The organism is Salinispora pacifica CNR114 (genome assembly GCF_000514775.1).
GTDB lineage: Bacteria > Actinomycetota > Actinomycetes > Mycobacteriales > Micromonosporaceae > Micromonospora > Micromonospora pacifica.
This window is the reverse complement of record NZ_AZWO01000019.1, coordinates 62,974-79,154: the sequence shown is the minus strand read 5'-3', so window position 1 is coordinate 79,154 and position 16,181 is coordinate 62,974. Positions and strand designations below refer to the sequence as shown.

Below are 16,181 nucleotides of genomic sequence, written 5' to 3'. Positions count from 1 at the left end.
TACTCGCGGGTAGGCAACGACAAGCCCTTCACCCCTCCGGCGTGCCAACCTCCCAACTCGGCACGACGGCCGAACCCCCGGGCCGAGTACCGGTGTACTCCATCAGGACCAGTGCGATGTCGTCGTCGAGCCGGTCATACACCCACTCGACCAGCGCTGCTTCCAGAGAGGCCAGCCCGTCGGCGACGGTGCCATGCCCGAGCAACCGCCAGGCTCGACCAGCGGTCGGAAAGAACTCACCGTCCCGCCGGGCCTCGCCGAGACCGTCGGTGAACAACAGCAGCCGGTCGCCCGGCTCCAACCGCTCCACCCGGGCTCGGACCGCCGGCATGAACCCCAGCGGCGGAGCCGGCGCCGGCGGCTCCAACGCGATCACCACCCCCCGGCGCAACAACAGCGGCGCCGGATGTCCACAGTTCACGATGGTCAGGGTGCCACCCCGCTCCTCGACCAGAGCCGCGGTCACGAAGTCCTCGTCACCCCCGCTCCGGGCCACCGCCCGGTCCAGGTCCGCGACGACCGCCCGCAGGTCCGCCCGCTCGTACGCCACATGCCGGTAGGAGCCCAGCACGATGCTGGCCAACCGGACCGCGTCCAGGCCCTTACCCCGAACATCCCCAATGATCATGCGTACGCCGTACGGCGTGTCCAGGGCCTCGTACAGGTCGCCGCCGATCTCCGCGGTGGCCGTGGAGGAGATGTACCGGGCGGCGACGGCCAAGGAGCCGACCTGTGGACCGAGCGGACGGAGTACCGCCTGCTGAGCAACAGTGGCGAGCCTCGACAACTCCTCGATCCGCTCGGCCTGCCGCTGCCGGATCGACGCCATGGTGGCAGCCAACGCGGCGCCCAGGGCGATGCCAGCCACCGCGACCGCGGCCGGCAGTGACCCGACCCCCTCGGCCAACGCAAAGCCGACGCCGAGGAAGACGGCTACGACCCCCACCCCCAGCACCACCTGCCAGGAGGCCAGGGCGGCGGCCAGGAACGGGGCAGCGATCAACAGGGCGATGTAGTTGGCCCCCCGGCCGTCGGCGCCCTCCAGCACCGAGACGATTACGAGCAGGGCGAGGGCCGCGCCGAGGCCGGCGCGGGATCCGGGGCCCAGTGGGCCGCGGCCCAACCGGGAAAGCTGTGTATGTACGAGGGACAGCATGCCTGATGGAGAGTGACCGTTGAATAAACCTGACCTGACATCCGAGGCGGTTCTGACTGGGCGGGTCACCCCAGAAAGCCGTTCGCGGTTGACGGCGGGCTCACCCCAACACGTCGTATCGAACCTCGACGTGCCCCGCACTCAGTGGCGCGATCACCGCGAAGGCCGCCTGGGACAGGTCGATGCAGCGCCCCGTGACGAACGGGCCCCGGTCATTGATCCGCACGGTGACCGACGTACTGGTGACCGGGTTGGTGACCCGCACCATCGTGTCAAACGGCAGGGTCTGGTGGGCGGCGGTCATCGCCGACGGGTCAAAGACCTCCCCGCTCGCCGTCAGCTGCCCCTCCGAGTAGTAGGAGGCGCCGCAGGACCCGGTCTCCACCACAGTCGGGGCGGCGCTGGTCGACGCCGGGGCGGTGCTGGTTGACGTCGGCGCGGTCGGCTGGGGCGTGCTGGATCTCGACTTGCTCCGGGACGGCGCCTCGGTCTTCCGGGTGGGTGTGGGGCTCGCGGCTGGGGTGGACGAGGCGCCGACGCTCGGCGAACCACTCGGCGAGGCGGAGAGCGGGGCGGGCGTGGCGGCCGGAGAGTCAACCGTGGTCGGCGTGACCGCGACGGACCGGTCGGACTCGTTGGCGGAGGTCAGTCGGACGGCGCCCACGGTCCCACCGATCACGAGCACGACACCGACCGCCGCGGTTGCCGCGACGCCGGCCGGGGAGACCCTTCGGGTACGCGCATGCCTGCCGGCCACCAGCCCGATCCTTCCGCCAACTGAACAAAGCGGGTCGGACCGTAACGAGCGAAGCACATCCGAAGTCAACGTGATCATGGAAGTATTGCCCGATTTATGACGAAACGAATAGCCGATCATCCGATCGGCATTAGTCCGGCCAGCCGATCAACGAGCAGTGGACCACAATGGCGCTATGCGCCCCGAGCTGAGTGGACGTCTCGCCGAGCTGATCCGTTGGATCGACCCGGGACCGGGCGCCAGCCATCTGGTCAGTGACATCTCCGGCTGGTGGCGGGACCCGGTGGTACTGGCCCGCCTCGGCCCGGCCCTGGTCAACCCCTTCCAGCAGTCCCAGCCGACGGTAGTGATTTCCCCGGCGGTCACCGGCTACCTGCTCGGACCACTCGCCGCGACCGCGCTCGGCATCGGCTTCGTCGCGGCCCACAAGCCCGGCGACGGTCGCCTCCCCCCGGGCACGCTCACCTGGGCGCAGGGCCCACCGGATTATCGCGGGCGGCGACTCGACCTCGCCGTACGAGACCAGAACCTGAAAGCCGGAGACCGGGTGCTGGTGGTGGACGACTGGGTCTCCACCGGAGCCCAGGTGCGCGCCCTCTACGACATCTGCGCGGCCCGGGGCGCCACCCCGCTCGGCACCGCCACGGTGGTGGCCGACTGTTCCCCGGAAGTCGCTGCCGAGCTCCGAATCCAGAGCCTGCTCACCGGCGCCGACCTCACCCCCTGAGCCGCAGCCGGGGCAGCTCGGTCAGCCCGTCAGCCGGCGCAGCTGCGGCAGCTGGGAGGCGACCTCCACCAGGACCGCCTCCTCTCCCGCGTACCAGCTACTGGGCCGGGGCCAGTGCGTGATCACGTCGGTGAAACCGAGTGCCGCGGCCCGCCCCACCTGCTCGGCGAAGAACTCCGCGCTACGGAGCGAGAAGACGGGCGCGGAGTCCACCAACAGGTGCCGGTCGAGGGAACCGGGCTCGCGGCCGACCGACGCCAGCGACTTGTCCAGCCGAGCGGCCAGATCCGCCACCCCGTCCCACCACGCCTCCAAGTCGTCGGTGGTGGGGCCGGTGGTGACCCAGCCCTGGCCGTACCGGACCGCGAGCCGCATCGAACGAGGTCCGTTGGCGGCGACGACGAACGGCACCCGCGGCGTCTGGACGCAGCCCGGGTTGTTCCGCGCGTCCACCGCGGTGAACCAGTCACCCCGCCACGTCGTCCCATCCTCGCGCAACACCAGGTCGAGCAGCTCGACGAACTCGCTGAACCGGTCCACCCGCTGCCGCGGCGGAAGGGTCTCGCCGCCGAACACCGCGGCGTCGAACCCGATGCCGCCCGCGCCCAGACCGAGCAGGGCCCGGCCGCCGGACACATCGTCGAGGGCGGTGACCTGGCGGGCGAAGGCAGCCGGGTGCCGGAAGTTCGGCGACGCGACCAGCGTGCCCAGCCGGATCTGGCGGGTCACGGCCGCGGCGGCGGTCAGGGTGGTCATCGAGTCGAACCAGGGCCCGTCCACCAGGTCCCGCCAGCCCAGATGGTCATAGGTCCAGGCGTGGTCGAAGCCCCACTCGTCCGCCTGCCGCCAACGCCGCTCCGACTCCGCCCAGCGCTGGTCTGGAAGGATCACAATGCCGATCCGCATGATCACCAGCCTATCCCCTTCCCCGCACGGCACCCGGAGGCCACGGAGAAGACTCGGCGGTACGCGGCGGATTCACCCACCTGTTGATCGCCACACGCAGCGAGGCGCTGCCCGTCAGCGCAGCGGCTTCGCCATCTGCTGAGCGGTTACCTCGTACCCACTCTGCTCGTACAGGGCGATCGCCGGCTTGTTGTGGCCGAAGACGTTGAGCCCCAGGCGCAGCGCCCCCGCCTCCCGGGCCAACTCCTCGGCAGCCGACAGGATGGCAGCGCCGTAGCCCAGCCGTCGGTGGGCGGAATCGACCCGGATATCGAAGATCCAGGCCATCTCGGCCGACTTGCTGCGCGGGTCGTCCAAGCCCAGCCAGAGGACTCCGACCGCCTCCCCGCTGCTGTTCTCCGCCACCAACAGCCGATGGCGCTCGGTGGCCAGCCCGTGGGGCAGGAACTGCTCCCGATCCCGAAGTGCCTTCCGCCGGGCGGCTTCGGTCGAGACCAACCCGGTCTGGGACTCCACATATTCGCGGAGCTGCTGATCCGAGTAGACGTCGTACTCGTCCTGGCGCATGTCCCGCAGTTTTACGACCTGACCCATGGTCGAAGGCTACTCGGGGCACGAGCCGGGCCGGCCACGACAGTCCGCTTGGGGCACGCCGGCCAACTGGCCAGCCAGGTAAGGCCGAACACCACCGGCCCGACGAGCTGGCCCTCCCACCGGCGATGGACCCGGCGCCGCTGTCGTACCAAAAGTCGATCATCTAGTATTCGGCGGCCAGTACGGCGTACCGGGTGGGGTGGTGGCATGTGGCCGTTCAGGAGACGACTGAAGACACCGAGCCTGGACCCGACCTACGGCGACCCGCACCGGAAGGCCCTGATCCGGGCGCTACAGCGGCGCCGGTGGAAGTTCGCCCGGGAGCTGTTCAACATGGCAGCCGACCCGGATGAGATGGCCTTCCTGATGGAGGCAGCCGGAAGCGTCGACGGGATCCAGGAGTGGATCGGCGAATGGGTCGACGCCGAGCCCGAATCGCCTTTGCCTGTGTTGGTCGCGGGCTGCCACGCAGTGTACTGGGCGTGGGAGGCCCGGGGTGGTAAGCGAGCGAAGTACACCGCCGCCGCCCAATTCAGGGAGTTCCACAAGCGGCTACACTACGCTGAATCCTTACTGCGAAGAGTGCTCACTCTCGACCCCGACAATGTAACCGCATGGACCTGGCTGGTCACCAGTTCTCGGGGGCTGGAGCTCGAACCGGTCGAAGCCCGGCAACGTTTCGAGGCAGTGACTCGCCTACACCCGGGCCACTTGGTCGCCCACGAACAGCGGTTGCAATATCTGTGTGCCAAATGGGCCGGTAGCGACGAAGAGATGTTCGACTTCGCCCGCAGCGCCGCAGTGAACGCCGGGCCGAACAGCCTCCTGCATGAACTGGTGGCCGTCGCCCACGTTGAGAAGTGGGACAACTCGGACCGGGAAACGGGCAACGAGTACATCAGGTCGGAGGAGGTCTGCGCCGAACTCCTTACCGCGGCGGAAAACTCAATCTTCCATCCGGATTACATCCCGGCTGGCCCGGGCTGGGCACCTCGGGTAGCCGTGTTCGCGTTGGCCTTCGAACTGGCCGACGAGTTCGACGCAGCTGCGCACGCCTTCGCCCTCTTGGAGAATGTGGTCACCCCCTGGCCGTGGGGCATTGTCGGCGAACCGGTCGAGGTCTTCAACAACTCCCTCGAGTATGTCACCGCGAACCGGAGCTAGCAGACCGAGGCAGACGGGCGAGTTTGCGGAACGCTCCACCAGGTAAACGGTCGCCCCAGCTTCTCCGGGCGGGTGTTGGCCGGTGAACGCTTCATGTCACAGCACTAGCGGCCCAGGTAAAGGCAGAAAGGGTGCCCAGCGGGATCGAACAGCACCCGTACCCGCTGCTGTGGTTGGTGGTCGGCGACCGTCGCACCGAGCTCCACTGCGTGCGCCACCGCCGCGCCCAGGTCCGACACCTCAAAATCCAGGTGCAGCATCATCTGCGGAGCATCTGAGGTGGTCGGCCACGTGGGACGCTGGTAGCCGGCGGCGGTCTGCACCGCCAGGTAGGCCACACCATCCGGCGCGGCGATGCTGACGAAATCCGGCTCCTCTTGGTAGACCTGCCAACCAAGCAGCTCGGTGTAGAACCGGGCGAGCATCGCCGCTTCCGGCGCGTCCAGCACGACGCCCCAGTAGTCCCGCCGCTCTGCTCTCGGGGTAGCACTGTCGTCGGTGATCCGCCCACGCATGGGTCTATCCTGACTCGCTGGTATGACAAAGACGGCAGGCAACAGCCCAAAGACACGCCATCGGCACGCCGTCCTCGCCGTCGGATAGATCGGCCCACCGCTCCAGCAACGCGAGCGCAGAGGCACGGATACGCGGGGTCGGCGGTTGCTCCTCACCCTCCGCGTACGCGGCGGCGTAACACTGCTCGTGGGCCCCGCCCGCAGTGGCGTCGGCGGCCGGCTGCTCGCCCTCCCAGACCGCCAAGTCGTAACTCATGCCGGGCGGTCTGTCGACCCTGGCCGACAGTTTCCACCTCGGCCGCACGACTGATCCCGAGGTCACCGGTGCAATCGGCCGGCAGAAGTCCGACACTTCCTAAGCTTCTGCCGCCTGGTCTGCGATGACCAGGAAGTCAGTGACGTAGCCACATGATCTACCAGACCAGGTGGACGGCCTCATCGCGGGTCGACCTCGCGAACGCGGCTTCCCGTCTGACGGGAGCTGACGGCACACTGGGGGCATGCAGCTCTCCGAAGATCATGGGTTGAGCACCGCAATCAGGAACGCCGGCTCGCCTGCCTGGTCAACTCGCGCCGAAGCCGGGCGGCATCTCGCGCTGCTAGCCGAAATTGACGAGGTCGTGGACGTCATCCACCGCCTTCTCCTAGATCCTGACGACACTTGGGTTACCTGGAGGACGGCCGAGGCGCTGCTAGAACGCCGAGATGTCCTGGGCCTGCGCCTGGTGCTGCTAGCCCGTAGCTATGCCGCCAACGAAGCCACCGCCGACGAGATCCAAGCCGCTCTGGACGGCAACCCTGCTTGGATGACGACCGAGGGCACAAACCGCCTGATCAAGCACCTTCGGGAGCTAACTATGGACGAAGACGCTGGAATACGCGACGAGGCTCAAATGATACTCGGGTACCTGCAACCGAAATGGACGGACGGTGGGGAAGTCGCCCAAGCAGGCCCGCGTCGTGGGTAACCCTGTGGGCGGCCAGCCTCAGCTGAGCCCAGGTCACCGCGAGATGTGCGTTCTTCTGAACCTACTCCCACTGGGGTCAGACATCGCCCGCCCTCATGGCCACCACGTGGGTTGCGGTGTGCGGCAAAACTGATTAGTGACCGGGAAGTCGTTGAAGTTGAAGTACACGAAAGCACACAAAACGAGTAGAACCATTCCGGCTGTGACTGCTGTCAATACAGCAGCATATCGTGGACGAATCACCGACATCGCCACCGTTGCCACTGCCCCTAGCAGGGCGGTTTGCCCGAAAAATAGCACCGGCAGGTGGAACATCATGAAATAGCCACCCATTCCGGCCGAGTCCATCTCGCAGTCGAGCCAAACCTGTCCAACTTGACGAATTTCCTCCAGAGATGCCACAAATGATGCGAGTGCGGCAGCCATGAACGCGACCGCAACCTGCCATGCCGAGAACCTGTTCTCCTTCAAGGTTAGGGATGTCTGAGGATCGTTTGCTGACATTGTGCCACTATCACACAAACTGGTTCCGCAGACTACCGCTACCGCTAGAGGGCCGGAGGAATCGCCATCAATCCAACGGAATCGGCGGCGTGAATTGTCCGGATTCGAGCGAGGCAATGTCGCCCGGGCAAACTTTGCAATATCGGCGACGATTAGGTTCCCAGCTCTTCCGCTATTCGCTGAATCATGACCAGTAGGGCTGTGCCAGACGAGGCCGTGTCGGTAGCGATTTGGTGTAGGTGACTCGATGCTGTCGGCAGTGCCTTGCGCCGCTCGGCAATTCCAACTGCACAGCCCTTACACGCTGATCCAGGCCGAAGCCCAGCACCGCCAACACGCGATCATCGAAGAGATCAACGCGGATCTGATCGCCGGCCCTCTGGCGCACCCGCCATCCGGCCGGTTCTCCGCCAACGACACCTGGCTGACCTGCGCCGGCATCGCCCACAACCTCACCCGCGCCGCCGGGCACCTCGCCGCCGGCACCTGGACCACCGCCCGGACCACGACCATCCGCACCCGGATCATCACCGTCGCCGCCCGCCTCGCGCACCGGGCCCGCACCATCCAACTGCACCTACCCCAGCACTGGCCCTGGCAGGCAGCGTTCGACAACCTGTTCGCCACCGTCCACCCGGCACCCGGTTGACCACGGCACACCGACCACGACCAAGCGGCCCGACCACAGGCCACGAACCCTCCGTCCCAACCGCCGAACGACCACGCCCGGAGCAAGGCGATCACGTAATCGGCGATCTCGCCACGCCCCGAAATCTCCCAACACCGAAGCTACTCAACCGAGCTCAGGACGAACCGCGTCGGTGGATCGAGGCTCAGGGGGTGTTGGCACATGGCCGATCCCACTTGATTTGATTACTCCCATGTACGTCACAGCTCCTGACCGCGTTGGTGAAGTCCAGCTCCCTGATGGGCGGCTGCTGGGTTGGGCAGAATGGGGACCACCGGATGGGACACCCGTGCTGTTCTCGCCTGGTGCCGCCACCAGCCGTTGGCTCGGGTTCGGCGCCGAAGTCATCGACCGGCTCGGCGTACGACTCGTTTCGGTGGACCGTCCAGGGCTCGGCGCCTCGACGCCGCTGCCCGGTCGGACGTTCGCCGATTTCGTCACCGACCTCCGACAGTTCACCACGATGCGCGGATTGGGTCGGCCCGCGATGGTCGGCAACTCACAGGGCGCGCCCTTCGCGCTGGCCTGCGCCGAGGGAGGTGTCACCGCTGCCCTCGCCATCGTCTCCGGCGCAGACGAGGTGGCCGCGCCGGAATTCGCCTCCGCACTGCCCGCCGAGCTACGCAAGCTCGTCGACTGGGCCGTACGGGACGCGGCCGAGGCGGAGCGCTTCTTCGCCGGATACAGCGCCGACCGGCTACTTGACTTTGTACTGGACGGCAGCCCGGAGTGTGACCTCGCGGTGTACCGCGAGCCCGGGTTCGCGGACGCCTATCGCCGTGCCGTGCACGAGGCGTTCGCGCCGGGGGCAGCTGGGTACGCGCGGGACACGGTGCTGGCAATGAGCCCCTGGCCCATCGACCTCGGCAAAATCTCCGTGCCGGTCGACGTCTGGTACGGCGAACTGGACCAGAGCCACTCGCCAGACAACGGATCGCTGCTCGCCGCCCGGATACCCGGCGCACAGCATCACCTCGTACCCGCGATCGGCGGAGCCGTGCTGTGGACACATGCCGAGCCGATCCTCAGCACCCTGTTGACCAGGGCCGGCACCTAGTCGTCGCCGACCATGGCCCCACCACCTGTTTCAGCCGACTAGACCACGGAAGCCCTGGCGAGACATGTACGGAACAGGGCTTCCGTGCGTGGAGCAGGTGACGGAACCGAACCCGCACGGTCAGCTCGGGGGGCGGACTGACTTGCGCCGTCAGTGGCCGCGCCAGCCGGTCGGGCGGGACGGACCGTCACTTGCGCCATGGCCACCACGACCAGGAGACTCGCTTTGCGGCAAGCAAACGTGAGGAACGCACATGGGCGAAGATAATTCCGCACCGAGGGATGTCGCCGAGCGTCTGACGACCAGGCGGCAAGGGTTGTTCCGGAAGGTGGTAACCGGCGACACCGTGAGCCTCGATAGCCGGGATACGGTCGTACGGTGGCTGCGCGAACTCCATCAGGAGCGTGACCAAACGGTGATCATCCATCGGTCATGGGGGTCGGTTTGCGTGGTCGGCGAAGGACGGGCCCCGACCGACATCATGATGACCGAAGATGACGGCCGGATGTGGTACGCGGCCCGCGCGGGAAGCAAGATCCCGCAGAAGCGTCCCCAGCTCACCCCAGCCGAGGTTGAGCACGTCATGCTCGAGGCGCTGACCTCAGATACCCCGCCTCAGTGGCCAGAGTGGCGGGAATTCTGATTCGCCCACGGTGCAGGAGCGTGACCAGCGCATCTCCGACGGGCTCAGCCTTCGCACCGGTTGTGAGCCGTCCTGGTAGCGCGTGCGCCGGATCATCGGCCTGGTGCGGTCAGATCAGTTGAGACAAGAACCCCTCCATTTCCATGCCGACAGCGGCCAGCGCGTCGGTGTAGGCACTGAGTGGCCCATGCGGTCGCAGGGCATGGTTAGCACCTTCGATGGTCAGGACCTTCTTGCCTGTCCGTACTGCAGCGTCAGGAACCCAGGTTCGATCGTGTGTCCCCCCGACGAGCAGGGCCGGCGCTGGGTTGCGGGTGATCGCCTCGGCCACCGCATTGTCGTTCAGGAGTGGCGTCAGCCAGATCGCCGGTAGTTGCCGCTCCGCCGCCAGACCGGCGGCGTATGTCCCGAGCGACTTGGCGATGATCACGGGCTGCATGTCTGGTGTCGCATTGGTGAGCCGGTGCAGTGCCGCAGCGACGTGCGCCCTGACGAAGGGCTCGGGGCCGATGTCCAGCAGTCCCTTTGGCACGGTCCACGTGATGGTCTCTATTGGGGCGTCGAGGTCAGTGAGCGCCTCGCCGGCGAGGTTGAGCAACGGGGCTTGGGGGCCGTAACCGATCCCCGGGACGATGACTCCAGCGATCATCGATAGATGATAGCGGCTTCGATCCGCCAGCAGGCCTACTGCACCCTACGCACGGTGACTGCCCGTCTGTCGCCCCTGGACGGACGTCCGGCCTGCACCTCCGCATCGGGCACAGATCGGGCACGCTGCCCACGCACCGGCGGGCCGGAAGCGTCAGCCAAGCGGGGTGGTGCGGCCGGCCATCGTCAGTCGGCCTTCGACTGGGTGCGTCGGGCGTAGGCGCGGGCCGCGCGGGCGCGGTCGCCGCAGCGGGTAGAGCACCAGTGGCGGCGGCCCCGGCGCAGCAGGTAGCGATTGCAGGGAGTGGAGTCGCAGGCGGTCAGGCAGCCGGAGTGGGGGCCGGTGAGAAGGTCGGCCGTACTGGCCGCGAGGGCCGCTAGGGCGTGCTCGAGAACCTCGTTGGTGGGGCACGGTGCCGCTCGGTAGGGGCCTTCTTTGTCGTTCCAAAGCAGCAAAGCGGCCGTGGGAGCCTTGCTCAGTGCATCGTTTACGGCGGATAGAGCTGCGGGCAGGGGGGGAAACCCGGCGACGTGGGCGGCGAACAATGCCCTGACGTGTTCGCGCAGCGAGCGTAGCTGGGTCGCGCACATCTCCTGCACTCCGGCACCGGCCGGAGCGAGGCCGCGTTCTGTGAGCCAGTGATTCGTCGCCTCGGGGGTGCCGAGGAGATCGATTAACTGCCCACCGGGTAGCGCGATGGCGCTGTTGACGAAGTCTAGAGCGAGGTACTGCTCCGCCCCTGGCGCGGACGGCAGCACAGGCTCGACAAACCAGCTCTCTGTCATGGCTCTCATGGTACGACTTGCGTTCATCCGTGAGGAGCTACTACCGTCACTTCACGGATAGCATAGCCCGCATCCGTGAGGAGTTCCCCATGGCTTCTGCCGACACCACCACTGAGCAGTTCCCCGTCCGCGTCTTCGGCGGCCCGACCGCCCTCTTTGAATACGGCGGGCTGAGGCTCCTCACCGACCCAACCTTCGACGCTCCTGGCGACTATTACGAATCAGGCCAGAGAATCCTGACCAAGACCGCGCCCCCCTCCGGCAGTTCCACAGACCTCGGCCGCATCGACGTAGTCCTGCTCTCCCACGACGAGCACCCTGACAACCTCGACAACTCCGGCCGGGTCCTGCTCGCCGACGTTCCACTGACCCTCACCACGCCCGGGGGTGGGCGCCGCTTGGGGAATAGGGCCAAGGGGCTGGCGGACTGGGAGTCGATCGAGCTGGACCGCCCCGGCGGCGGCAGGATCACCGTGACGGGCGTACCCGCCATCCATGGCCCCGGCGCTCGCGAGGATGTCGAACCGATCACCGGTCAGGTCGTCGGATTCGTCTTGACCGGGGAGGGACTGCCCACGGTCTATGTCAGCGGCGACAACGCCTCGCTCGACGCCGTGAAGGAGATCGCGGAGCGCTTCGAGCCGGTGGACACTGCCATTCTCTTCGCCGGCGCTCCGCGCTTCCCCGGCGTCCTCTTCGACGGCGCGCCTATCGTCCTCGACAGCGTCCAGGCCGCCGAGGCTGCCAAGATCCTCGGCACTCGCCGGGTGGTCCCCGTCCACTACGACAGTTGGGCCCACTTCACCGAGGGCCGTGACGAACTGGTCACCGCCTTCACCGCCGCTGGGCTGGTTGATCGCCTGGACCTCGGCCNGCCGGACTCTGCTACGAAGCCATGCACGACCTCTACCACCTCAACCCCCACGACGCACCACACCCCCGCGACCTATTCGAACGCTTCGTCGCCTGGGGGCCGTTCCGGCGGTCGGCCGGAACGGCCCCGGGGTGAGGCCCGCGGTGCCAGACCGCGAGCCCTGATCGTGGGTCAGCCGAGCACGACCTCATGTCGGTACGCCTGTACCCGGGCGCCGTCGATGAGGACGACCTCCACTCGGCTCCCATCGTCGGCGCGCCGCTGCACGGCGTGAATCGGCTTACCGTCATGCTCGGCGATCCGGTCCTGGTCGGCGCGATCGGGCCGGAAGACCCAGTTCAGGTTTACGGGATTGTTCGACACCTGCACCCCCGGGTTGGCACGTTTGTTCGATCGCCGAGTTTAGTCGCGCCGGCGCCCCGCGCCGGTGCGCGACACGTCGGCCGTACGGTCACAGCCAGGTCCTAGGGTGTGGGTGTGCCTGCCCGATCCTCTGCGCCGCGACGTGCCACCGGCACCCGGAAGCGGCGAGAACCCCGTAGCCCGGTCCCGCCGACCGAGGTCAGCCTCTGCGAGGCGACGGCGCTGGAGCCGGAGTCAACGCTGGAACGCCAGGCGCTCTACCGGGTGCGGTTGGCCGGCCAGGATGCCGCCACGGTGACCTTCCGGCAGTGCCGGTTCCGTGGGGCGGACCTCTCCGAGTGCCGGCTGGATCAGGTGGTGTTGACCGACTGCCTGGTGACGGATTCCAGCTGGGCCAATCTGCGCGCCGACGGCGGAGAGCTGGCCCGGGTGCGGCTGGAGCAGTGCAGGATGACAGGCGTGACGGTGGCGGACGGCGTACTGCGGGATGTCACCCTGGCGGGGTGCCGCGTGGACCTGTCGGCGTGGCGGATGACGACCTTCGACGCGGTGTGGTTCGAGGACTGCAACCTTCAGGGCGCCGACTTCACCAATGCGGACCTGCGGGGTGCGACGTTTCGGAGCTGCGACCTGACCGGGGCGGTGTTCCACCACGCGTCGATGGAGGGCACCCGGTTTCGGGGCTGCACCCTGGCTGGTGTCGGTGACTTCTCCAGTTGGCGCGGCGCGGTGGTGGACCACGAGGATCTGATCAGTCTCTCGTACGGCCTCGCCCAGGCGGCCGGGATCCGCGTTGAGGGCTGACGGCGGGCCGCCGGCAGCGGTGGCAGCCCGCTGTCGCGCTGTCGGTCAGTAGGCGTAGACGCCGTACGCGGCCAGGGCTTCCCCGACTGGTTGGTGGAAGCCGCGGGCGTTGTCATTGGGGCAGCCGCCGCCCTGGCTGCCGGAGTGGATGGCGAGTGCGGTGTTGCCGGCGAAGATCGGGCCGCCACTGTCACCGCCGGCGGAGCAGATGGTGGTGACGACCAGCCCGTAGACCGGCCCCACCGCGTAGTTGGCCGTGGCGTTGATGGCGACCACCGTGCCGCTCTGCGTGCCGGTGGTGGAGCCGGTGCGGGTGACGTCCTGACCGACGTAGGCATCACCGCTGGCGGTGATGTCCCGCCAGCTGTTGCCGACCTTGACGTGGCCGTAGTCCTGCTTTCCGTTCTGGGAGTAGACGATGCCGTAGTCGTCGCCCGGGAAGCTCTTGTGGAGCGCGGGCCCGATCAGTTCTGTCCTGCTGGAGTTCCCGTACCAGCTTTCGGTCCCGGTGATGCAGTGCCCGGCGGTGAGAAAGTAGTAGCTGTTGGGGGAGGTCTTCACATTGAAGCCCAGGCTGCAACGGTACCTGTGGTTCCAGATACCTTCGCCGCCGATGACGTCGGTGCTGAGAGCTCCGGCGCGGGCTTCGATGCGAACGGCGCCGTTGGTGCGGGCGGCTGCTTTCTGGACCTGGGTGAGTTTGTCGCCGGTGATGGTGCTGTCGATGGAGAGGACGACCTGGTTGGTGGCGGGGTCGGTCCACCAGGCGGTGCCGGGGACTTTTGCGGACTGTTCTAGTTCGGCGGTGGCGGCGCGGAGTTGGGCGGCGCTGCGGGTGACGAGTTTGGGGGTGGCGCCTTCGGTGCGTACCTGGCGGGCGGTGGTTTCGTCGGTGACTGTGATGATCATGGTGCCGTTGTGGTCGGCGTAGACGCCGGCGGTGCGGTCGCCGAGGCGTTCGGCGAGGCTGGTGGCGGCTTCGGGGGAGGCGGAGGCGGAGGGTGTGGCTTGGGTGGGTGCTCCCAGAAGACCGCTGGCGACCAGTGTGCCGGCCACGGCGACAGCACCAACCCGACGGAGCGAGGGCAGGGTGGATTTCATTGAACCTCCCCGGAGGGACGGCGGCCGTTATCCGCACGAGCTCTGGCCCATGAGGCTTATCCGGCCTGAATGATTAGTTAATCTAATTTATCAGCGATTTCGATGCTTGACAATGTCGATATTGGGGCGAGTAAGGTCGATCTCGGTGGCTGGCAACGGACGCCTTTGAGTGTGATGCGCCTGGAGATTCCGACTTTCCCGGGTGTTGATCGCGTTCATTGAACGTGAATGAGGCGTCGCTTCAGAACCGTTTTCAGGTCACGCGTGTTTCGTCGGCGCAGTGCTGGGACTCATGAACCTGCTGCGTGACATGGTCACTCGTCGGCGTCGGCGTCGGCGTCGGCTGCTTCTGCGTCGGCGTCGGCTGCTGCTTCTGTGGCGGTGGGGCGAAGCCTCCGCGTGGGAGTTCCGCTGGGGCGGTCGTCGCGGGGCGCACCGGCAAACGGTGCGACTTCGCTGGCTGGGTCGCGCCAGTGCGGCTTTCGACGCGCGTACAGCAGCAGTGGGGTTGTGATGATCAGGACGGCCAGCCCGATCAGCAGACCCAGGTAGAGGGTGGGGCTGCCGATGCCGATCTGGCTCGGCGGCACGAGGCTGGAGGCGAGGGCGAGTGCCGAGGCGACGAAGCCGGCTCCCCCGATGATCCACATGCCGACCAGTCCGCCCGGCACCCGGTACGGCCGTGGTCGGTCGGGTTGGCGATAGCGGAGATAGATCGCCGAGGCGAACATGATCAGGTAGACGACCAGGTAGAGGAGCCCGGCGAGTTGGCTGAGGATCTGAAAGGCCGCCTCCACCGATGGCATGAAGACGAACACCACCGCCACGGAGCTGACCGCCGCTGCCTGAACCAGCATGATTCGGATGGGCATCCCGTTTTTGTTGGTGGACTGATAGAAGGGGGGAAGGTAGCCGGCTTTCGCCACCGCCTGTAGGGCGGTGGATGGCCCGGCGACCCAGGTGACGATGCCGGCCAGGACGCCGATCGCGAGTGCGAGCGCGAGAATCGGCGTCGCCCAGGACAAGTCCAGCCAGTGGAACGCGTTGATAAATGTGATGAGCAGGGACTGGGTGCTGCCGGTCTCACTTCTTGGTACGACGAATGCAATCGTGAGTGTTCCCAGGATGAGAATGGACGCGGTTCCCACCGCCGCGATCAGTATCGCCACCGGGTAGCCTCGATCGGGATTTTTCACATCTTGGACGTGGACCGCATTCATTTCCATGCCGGAGTAGAAGAGGAAAATGCTCGCGGCGAGCGCCAGGTTGTTGAGGCTGCTCAGGTCGGGAATCGCAGCACCCCAGTCCAGTTGGATCTGTGGCGTACCGCCGGAGATCAGGTAGGCGACGCCGAGGGTGACGAGGGCAGCGGCGGGGATGATCGTTCCGACAATTCCACCCCACTTCGCGATACGGGTGAAGGCGGCTACCCCGCGGGCGGCGATGGCGGTCGCCAGCCAGTAGACCGCAAGCACGGAGAGTAGGACGTAGAGCTGGTTGCCGGAGAGCTTCGCGTCCACGGTGGCCTGTGGGCCGGTGTAGGCCAGAGAGATCGCGGCAAAGGTGAGGACCAGAGGGAACCAGATCGTCACCTGCGCGATAAGCAGGAATATGGCCAGGAACCCCCAGCGGGCCCCGAACGCCTCTCCGGCCCACCTGAACACGCCGCCCTTCTCGGGCCATCCGGTGGTGAGTTCGGCGGCGACGAGCGAGACCGGAATGAGGAAGAAGGCTGCCGCAAAAAAGTAGAAGAAAGCTGCGCTGAGTCCATACTCGGCCTCGGTCGGCGGGCCGTCCAGGCTGAGTACCGCGACGATGTTGAGCATCGCCAGCCCGACCACAGTGATTTTCGCCGGGCTTTTGGCCGATGGCATTACATGTGAGGAAGCCATCACGACCCCCGGCGGTAACCAAGCTCCGTCCGGA

General features: G+C 67.0%; 17 protein-coding genes and 2 pseudogenes. 8 read left to right on the top strand and 11 right to left on the bottom strand.

The annotated features are described in order from the left end of the window. Positions 1-28: 28 nt before the first annotated feature. Both B118_RS0113750 and B118_RS0113745 read right to left on the bottom strand, forming a co-directional pair. Positions 29-1,156 (bottom strand): PP2C family protein-serine/threonine phosphatase, encoded by a 1,128-nt coding sequence (locus B118_RS0113750; protein ID WP_018221808.1) that lies wholly within the window; start codon positions 1,154-1,156, stop codon positions 29-31. 100 nt (positions 1,157-1,256) lie between these two features. Further along, the gene (locus B118_RS0113745; RefSeq protein WP_026185543.1) at positions 1,257-1,913 is read right to left on the bottom strand and encodes a septal ring lytic transglycosylase RlpA family protein; all 657 of its coding nucleotides are present in this window, start codon (positions 1,911-1,913) and stop codon (positions 1,257-1,259) included. Between the two features lie 175 nt (positions 1,914-2,088). Between B118_RS0113745 and B118_RS0113740 the strand changes: the two genes are divergently transcribed. Continuing rightward, positions 2,089-2,640 (top strand): phosphoribosyltransferase family protein, encoded by a 552-nt coding sequence (locus B118_RS0113740; RefSeq protein WP_018812762.1) that lies wholly within the window; start codon positions 2,089-2,091, stop codon positions 2,638-2,640. 21 nt (positions 2,641-2,661) lie between these two features. On the opposite strand, the gene B118_RS0113735 is transcribed toward B118_RS0113740, so the two are convergent. Together B118_RS0113735 and B118_RS0113730 are read right to left on the bottom strand one after the other, a co-directional pair. Further along, positions 2,662-3,552, bottom strand: a complete 891-nt coding sequence (locus B118_RS0113735; RefSeq protein WP_018221812.1) for an LLM class flavin-dependent oxidoreductase — start codon at positions 3,550-3,552, stop codon at positions 2,662-2,664. 108 nt (positions 3,553-3,660) lie between these two features. Beyond that, a complete protein-coding gene (locus B118_RS0113730; protein WP_026270971.1) occupies positions 3,661-4,140 on the bottom strand; it encodes a GNAT family N-acetyltransferase in 480 nt (159 codons plus the stop codon). Positions 4,141-4,347: 207 nt separating this feature from the next. Between B118_RS0113730 and B118_RS0113725 the strand changes: the two genes are divergently transcribed. Then, complete coding sequence (locus tag B118_RS0113725; RefSeq protein WP_018221814.1) at positions 4,348-5,304, top strand: DUF4034 domain-containing protein; 957 nt, start codon at positions 4,348-4,350, stop codon at positions 5,302-5,304. A gap of 104 nt (positions 5,305-5,408) precedes the next feature. On the opposite strand, the gene B118_RS0113720 is transcribed toward B118_RS0113725, so the two are convergent. After that, positions 5,409-5,819: a VOC family protein gene (locus B118_RS0113720; protein WP_018221815.1), complete on the bottom strand. Its 411-nt coding sequence runs from the start codon at positions 5,817-5,819 to the stop codon at positions 5,409-5,411. A 500-nt stretch (positions 5,820-6,319) separates the two neighbouring features. On the opposite strand from B118_RS0113720, the gene B118_RS0113705 reads away from it, so the two are divergent. Continuing rightward, complete coding sequence (locus tag B118_RS0113705; RefSeq protein WP_018812757.1) at positions 6,320-6,787, top strand: hypothetical protein; 468 nt, start codon at positions 6,320-6,322, stop codon at positions 6,785-6,787. Between the two features lie 93 nt (positions 6,788-6,880). On the opposite strand, the gene B118_RS31730 is transcribed toward B118_RS0113705, so the two are convergent. Next, the gene (locus tag B118_RS31730) at positions 6,881-7,291 is read right to left on the bottom strand and encodes a hypothetical protein (protein WP_155246561.1); all 411 of its coding nucleotides are present in this window, start codon (positions 7,289-7,291) and stop codon (positions 6,881-6,883) included. A 313-nt stretch (positions 7,292-7,604) separates the two neighbouring features. On the opposite strand from B118_RS31730, the pseudogene B118_RS0113700 reads away from it, so the two are divergent. The 3 genes and pseudogenes from B118_RS0113700 to B118_RS0113690 all read left to right on the top strand — a co-directional run. After that, positions 7,605-7,940 (top strand): annotated as a pseudogene (locus B118_RS0113700) (transposase); the annotation flags it as partial. Positions 7,941-8,172: 232 nt separating this feature from the next. Next, positions 8,173-9,036, top strand: a complete 864-nt coding sequence (locus B118_RS0113695; protein WP_027648619.1) for an alpha/beta fold hydrolase — start codon at positions 8,173-8,175, stop codon at positions 9,034-9,036. Between the two features lie 253 nt (positions 9,037-9,289). After that, complete coding sequence (locus tag B118_RS0113690; protein ID WP_018221820.1) at positions 9,290-9,679, top strand: hypothetical protein; 390 nt, start codon at positions 9,290-9,292, stop codon at positions 9,677-9,679. Positions 9,680-9,788: 109 nt separating this feature from the next. Here the strand turns inward: B118_RS0113690 and B118_RS0113685 are convergent, their stop codons facing one another. After that, positions 9,789-10,328, bottom strand: a complete 540-nt coding sequence (locus tag B118_RS0113685) for an alpha/beta fold hydrolase (RefSeq protein ID WP_027648621.1) — start codon at positions 10,326-10,328, stop codon at positions 9,789-9,791. A gap of 185 nt (positions 10,329-10,513) precedes the next feature. Then, positions 10,514-11,122 (bottom strand): ABATE domain-containing protein, encoded by a 609-nt coding sequence (locus B118_RS0113680; RefSeq protein ID WP_018221822.1) that lies wholly within the window; start codon positions 11,120-11,122, stop codon positions 10,514-10,516. Positions 11,123-11,202: 80 nt separating this feature from the next. On the opposite strand from B118_RS0113680, the pseudogene B118_RS28290 reads away from it, so the two are divergent. Then, positions 11,203-11,985, top strand: a pseudogene (locus tag B118_RS28290) (MBL fold metallo-hydrolase); the annotation flags it as partial. Positions 11,986-12,158: 173 nt separating this feature from the next. Here B118_RS28290 and B118_RS30430 read toward each other — a convergent pair. Further along, positions 12,159-12,356 (bottom strand): hypothetical protein, encoded by a 198-nt coding sequence (locus tag B118_RS30430; protein ID WP_028192906.1) that lies wholly within the window; start codon positions 12,354-12,356, stop codon positions 12,159-12,161. A 102-nt stretch (positions 12,357-12,458) separates the two neighbouring features. Between B118_RS30430 and B118_RS0113665 the strand changes: the two genes are divergently transcribed. Then, positions 12,459-13,154 carry a pentapeptide repeat-containing protein gene (locus B118_RS0113665; protein ID WP_028192905.1) on the top strand — a complete coding sequence of 232 codons (696 nt, stop codon included), beginning with the start codon at positions 12,459-12,461 and terminating at the stop codon, positions 13,152-13,154. A 45-nt stretch (positions 13,155-13,199) separates the two neighbouring features. Here B118_RS0113665 and B118_RS0113660 read toward each other — a convergent pair whose 3' ends face one another. Together B118_RS0113660 and gadC are read right to left on the bottom strand one after the other, a co-directional pair. Then, complete coding sequence (locus B118_RS0113660; protein ID WP_028192904.1) at positions 13,200-14,255, bottom strand: S1 family peptidase; 1,056 nt, start codon at positions 14,253-14,255, stop codon at positions 13,200-13,202. Positions 14,256-14,569: 314 nt separating this feature from the next. After that, on the bottom strand, positions 14,570-16,147 hold the full coding sequence (gadC, locus tag B118_RS0113655; RefSeq protein ID WP_337588121.1) for a glutamine/gamma-aminobutyrate antiporter GadC: 1,578 nt from the start codon (positions 16,145-16,147) through the stop codon (positions 14,570-14,572). Between the last annotated feature and the right edge of the window lie 34 nt (positions 16,148-16,181).

What these genes read in the sequence shown, in the direction of transcription:
- B118_RS0113750 (WP_018221808.1), bottom strand. Translation starts at nt 1,156, where the DNA reads ATGCTGTCCCTCGTACATACACAGCTTTCCCGGTTGGGCCGCGGCCCA.
- gadC (WP_337588121.1), bottom strand. Translation starts at nt 16,147, where the DNA reads ATGGCTTCCTCACATGTAATGCCATCGGCCAAAAGCCCGGCGAAAATC.
- B118_RS31730 (WP_155246561.1), bottom strand. Translation starts at nt 7,291, where the DNA reads ATGTCAGCAAACGATCCTCAGACATCCCTAACCTTGAAGGAGAACAGG.
- B118_RS0113690 (WP_018221820.1), top strand. Translation starts at nt 9,290, where the DNA reads ATGGGCGAAGATAATTCCGCACCGAGGGATGTCGCCGAGCGTCTGACG.
- B118_RS0113725 (WP_018221814.1), top strand. Translation starts at nt 4,348, where the DNA reads ATGTGGCCGTTCAGGAGACGACTGAAGACACCGAGCCTGGACCCGACC.
- B118_RS0113740 (WP_018812762.1), top strand. Translation starts at nt 2,089, where the DNA reads ATGCGCCCCGAGCTGAGTGGACGTCTCGCCGAGCTGATCCGTTGGATC.
- B118_RS0113685 (WP_027648621.1), bottom strand. Translation starts at nt 10,328, where the DNA reads ATGATCGCTGGAGTCATCGTCCCGGGGATCGGTTACGGCCCCCAAGCC.
- B118_RS0113695 (WP_027648619.1), top strand. Translation starts at nt 8,173, where the DNA reads ATGTACGTCACAGCTCCTGACCGCGTTGGTGAAGTCCAGCTCCCTGAT.
- B118_RS0113705 (WP_018812757.1), top strand. Translation starts at nt 6,320, where the DNA reads ATGCAGCTCTCCGAAGATCATGGGTTGAGCACCGCAATCAGGAACGCC.
- B118_RS0113730 (WP_026270971.1), bottom strand. Translation starts at nt 4,140, where the DNA reads ATGGGTCAGGTCGTAAAACTGCGGGACATGCGCCAGGACGAGTACGAC.
- B118_RS0113720 (WP_018221815.1), bottom strand. Translation starts at nt 5,819, where the DNA reads ATGCGTGGGCGGATCACCGACGACAGTGCTACCCCGAGAGCAGAGCGG.
- B118_RS0113680 (WP_018221822.1), bottom strand. Translation starts at nt 11,122, where the DNA reads ATGAGAGCCATGACAGAGAGCTGGTTTGTCGAGCCTGTGCTGCCGTCC.
- B118_RS0113660 (WP_028192904.1), bottom strand. Translation starts at nt 14,255, where the DNA reads ATGAAATCCACCCTGCCCTCGCTCCGTCGGGTTGGTGCTGTCGCCGTG.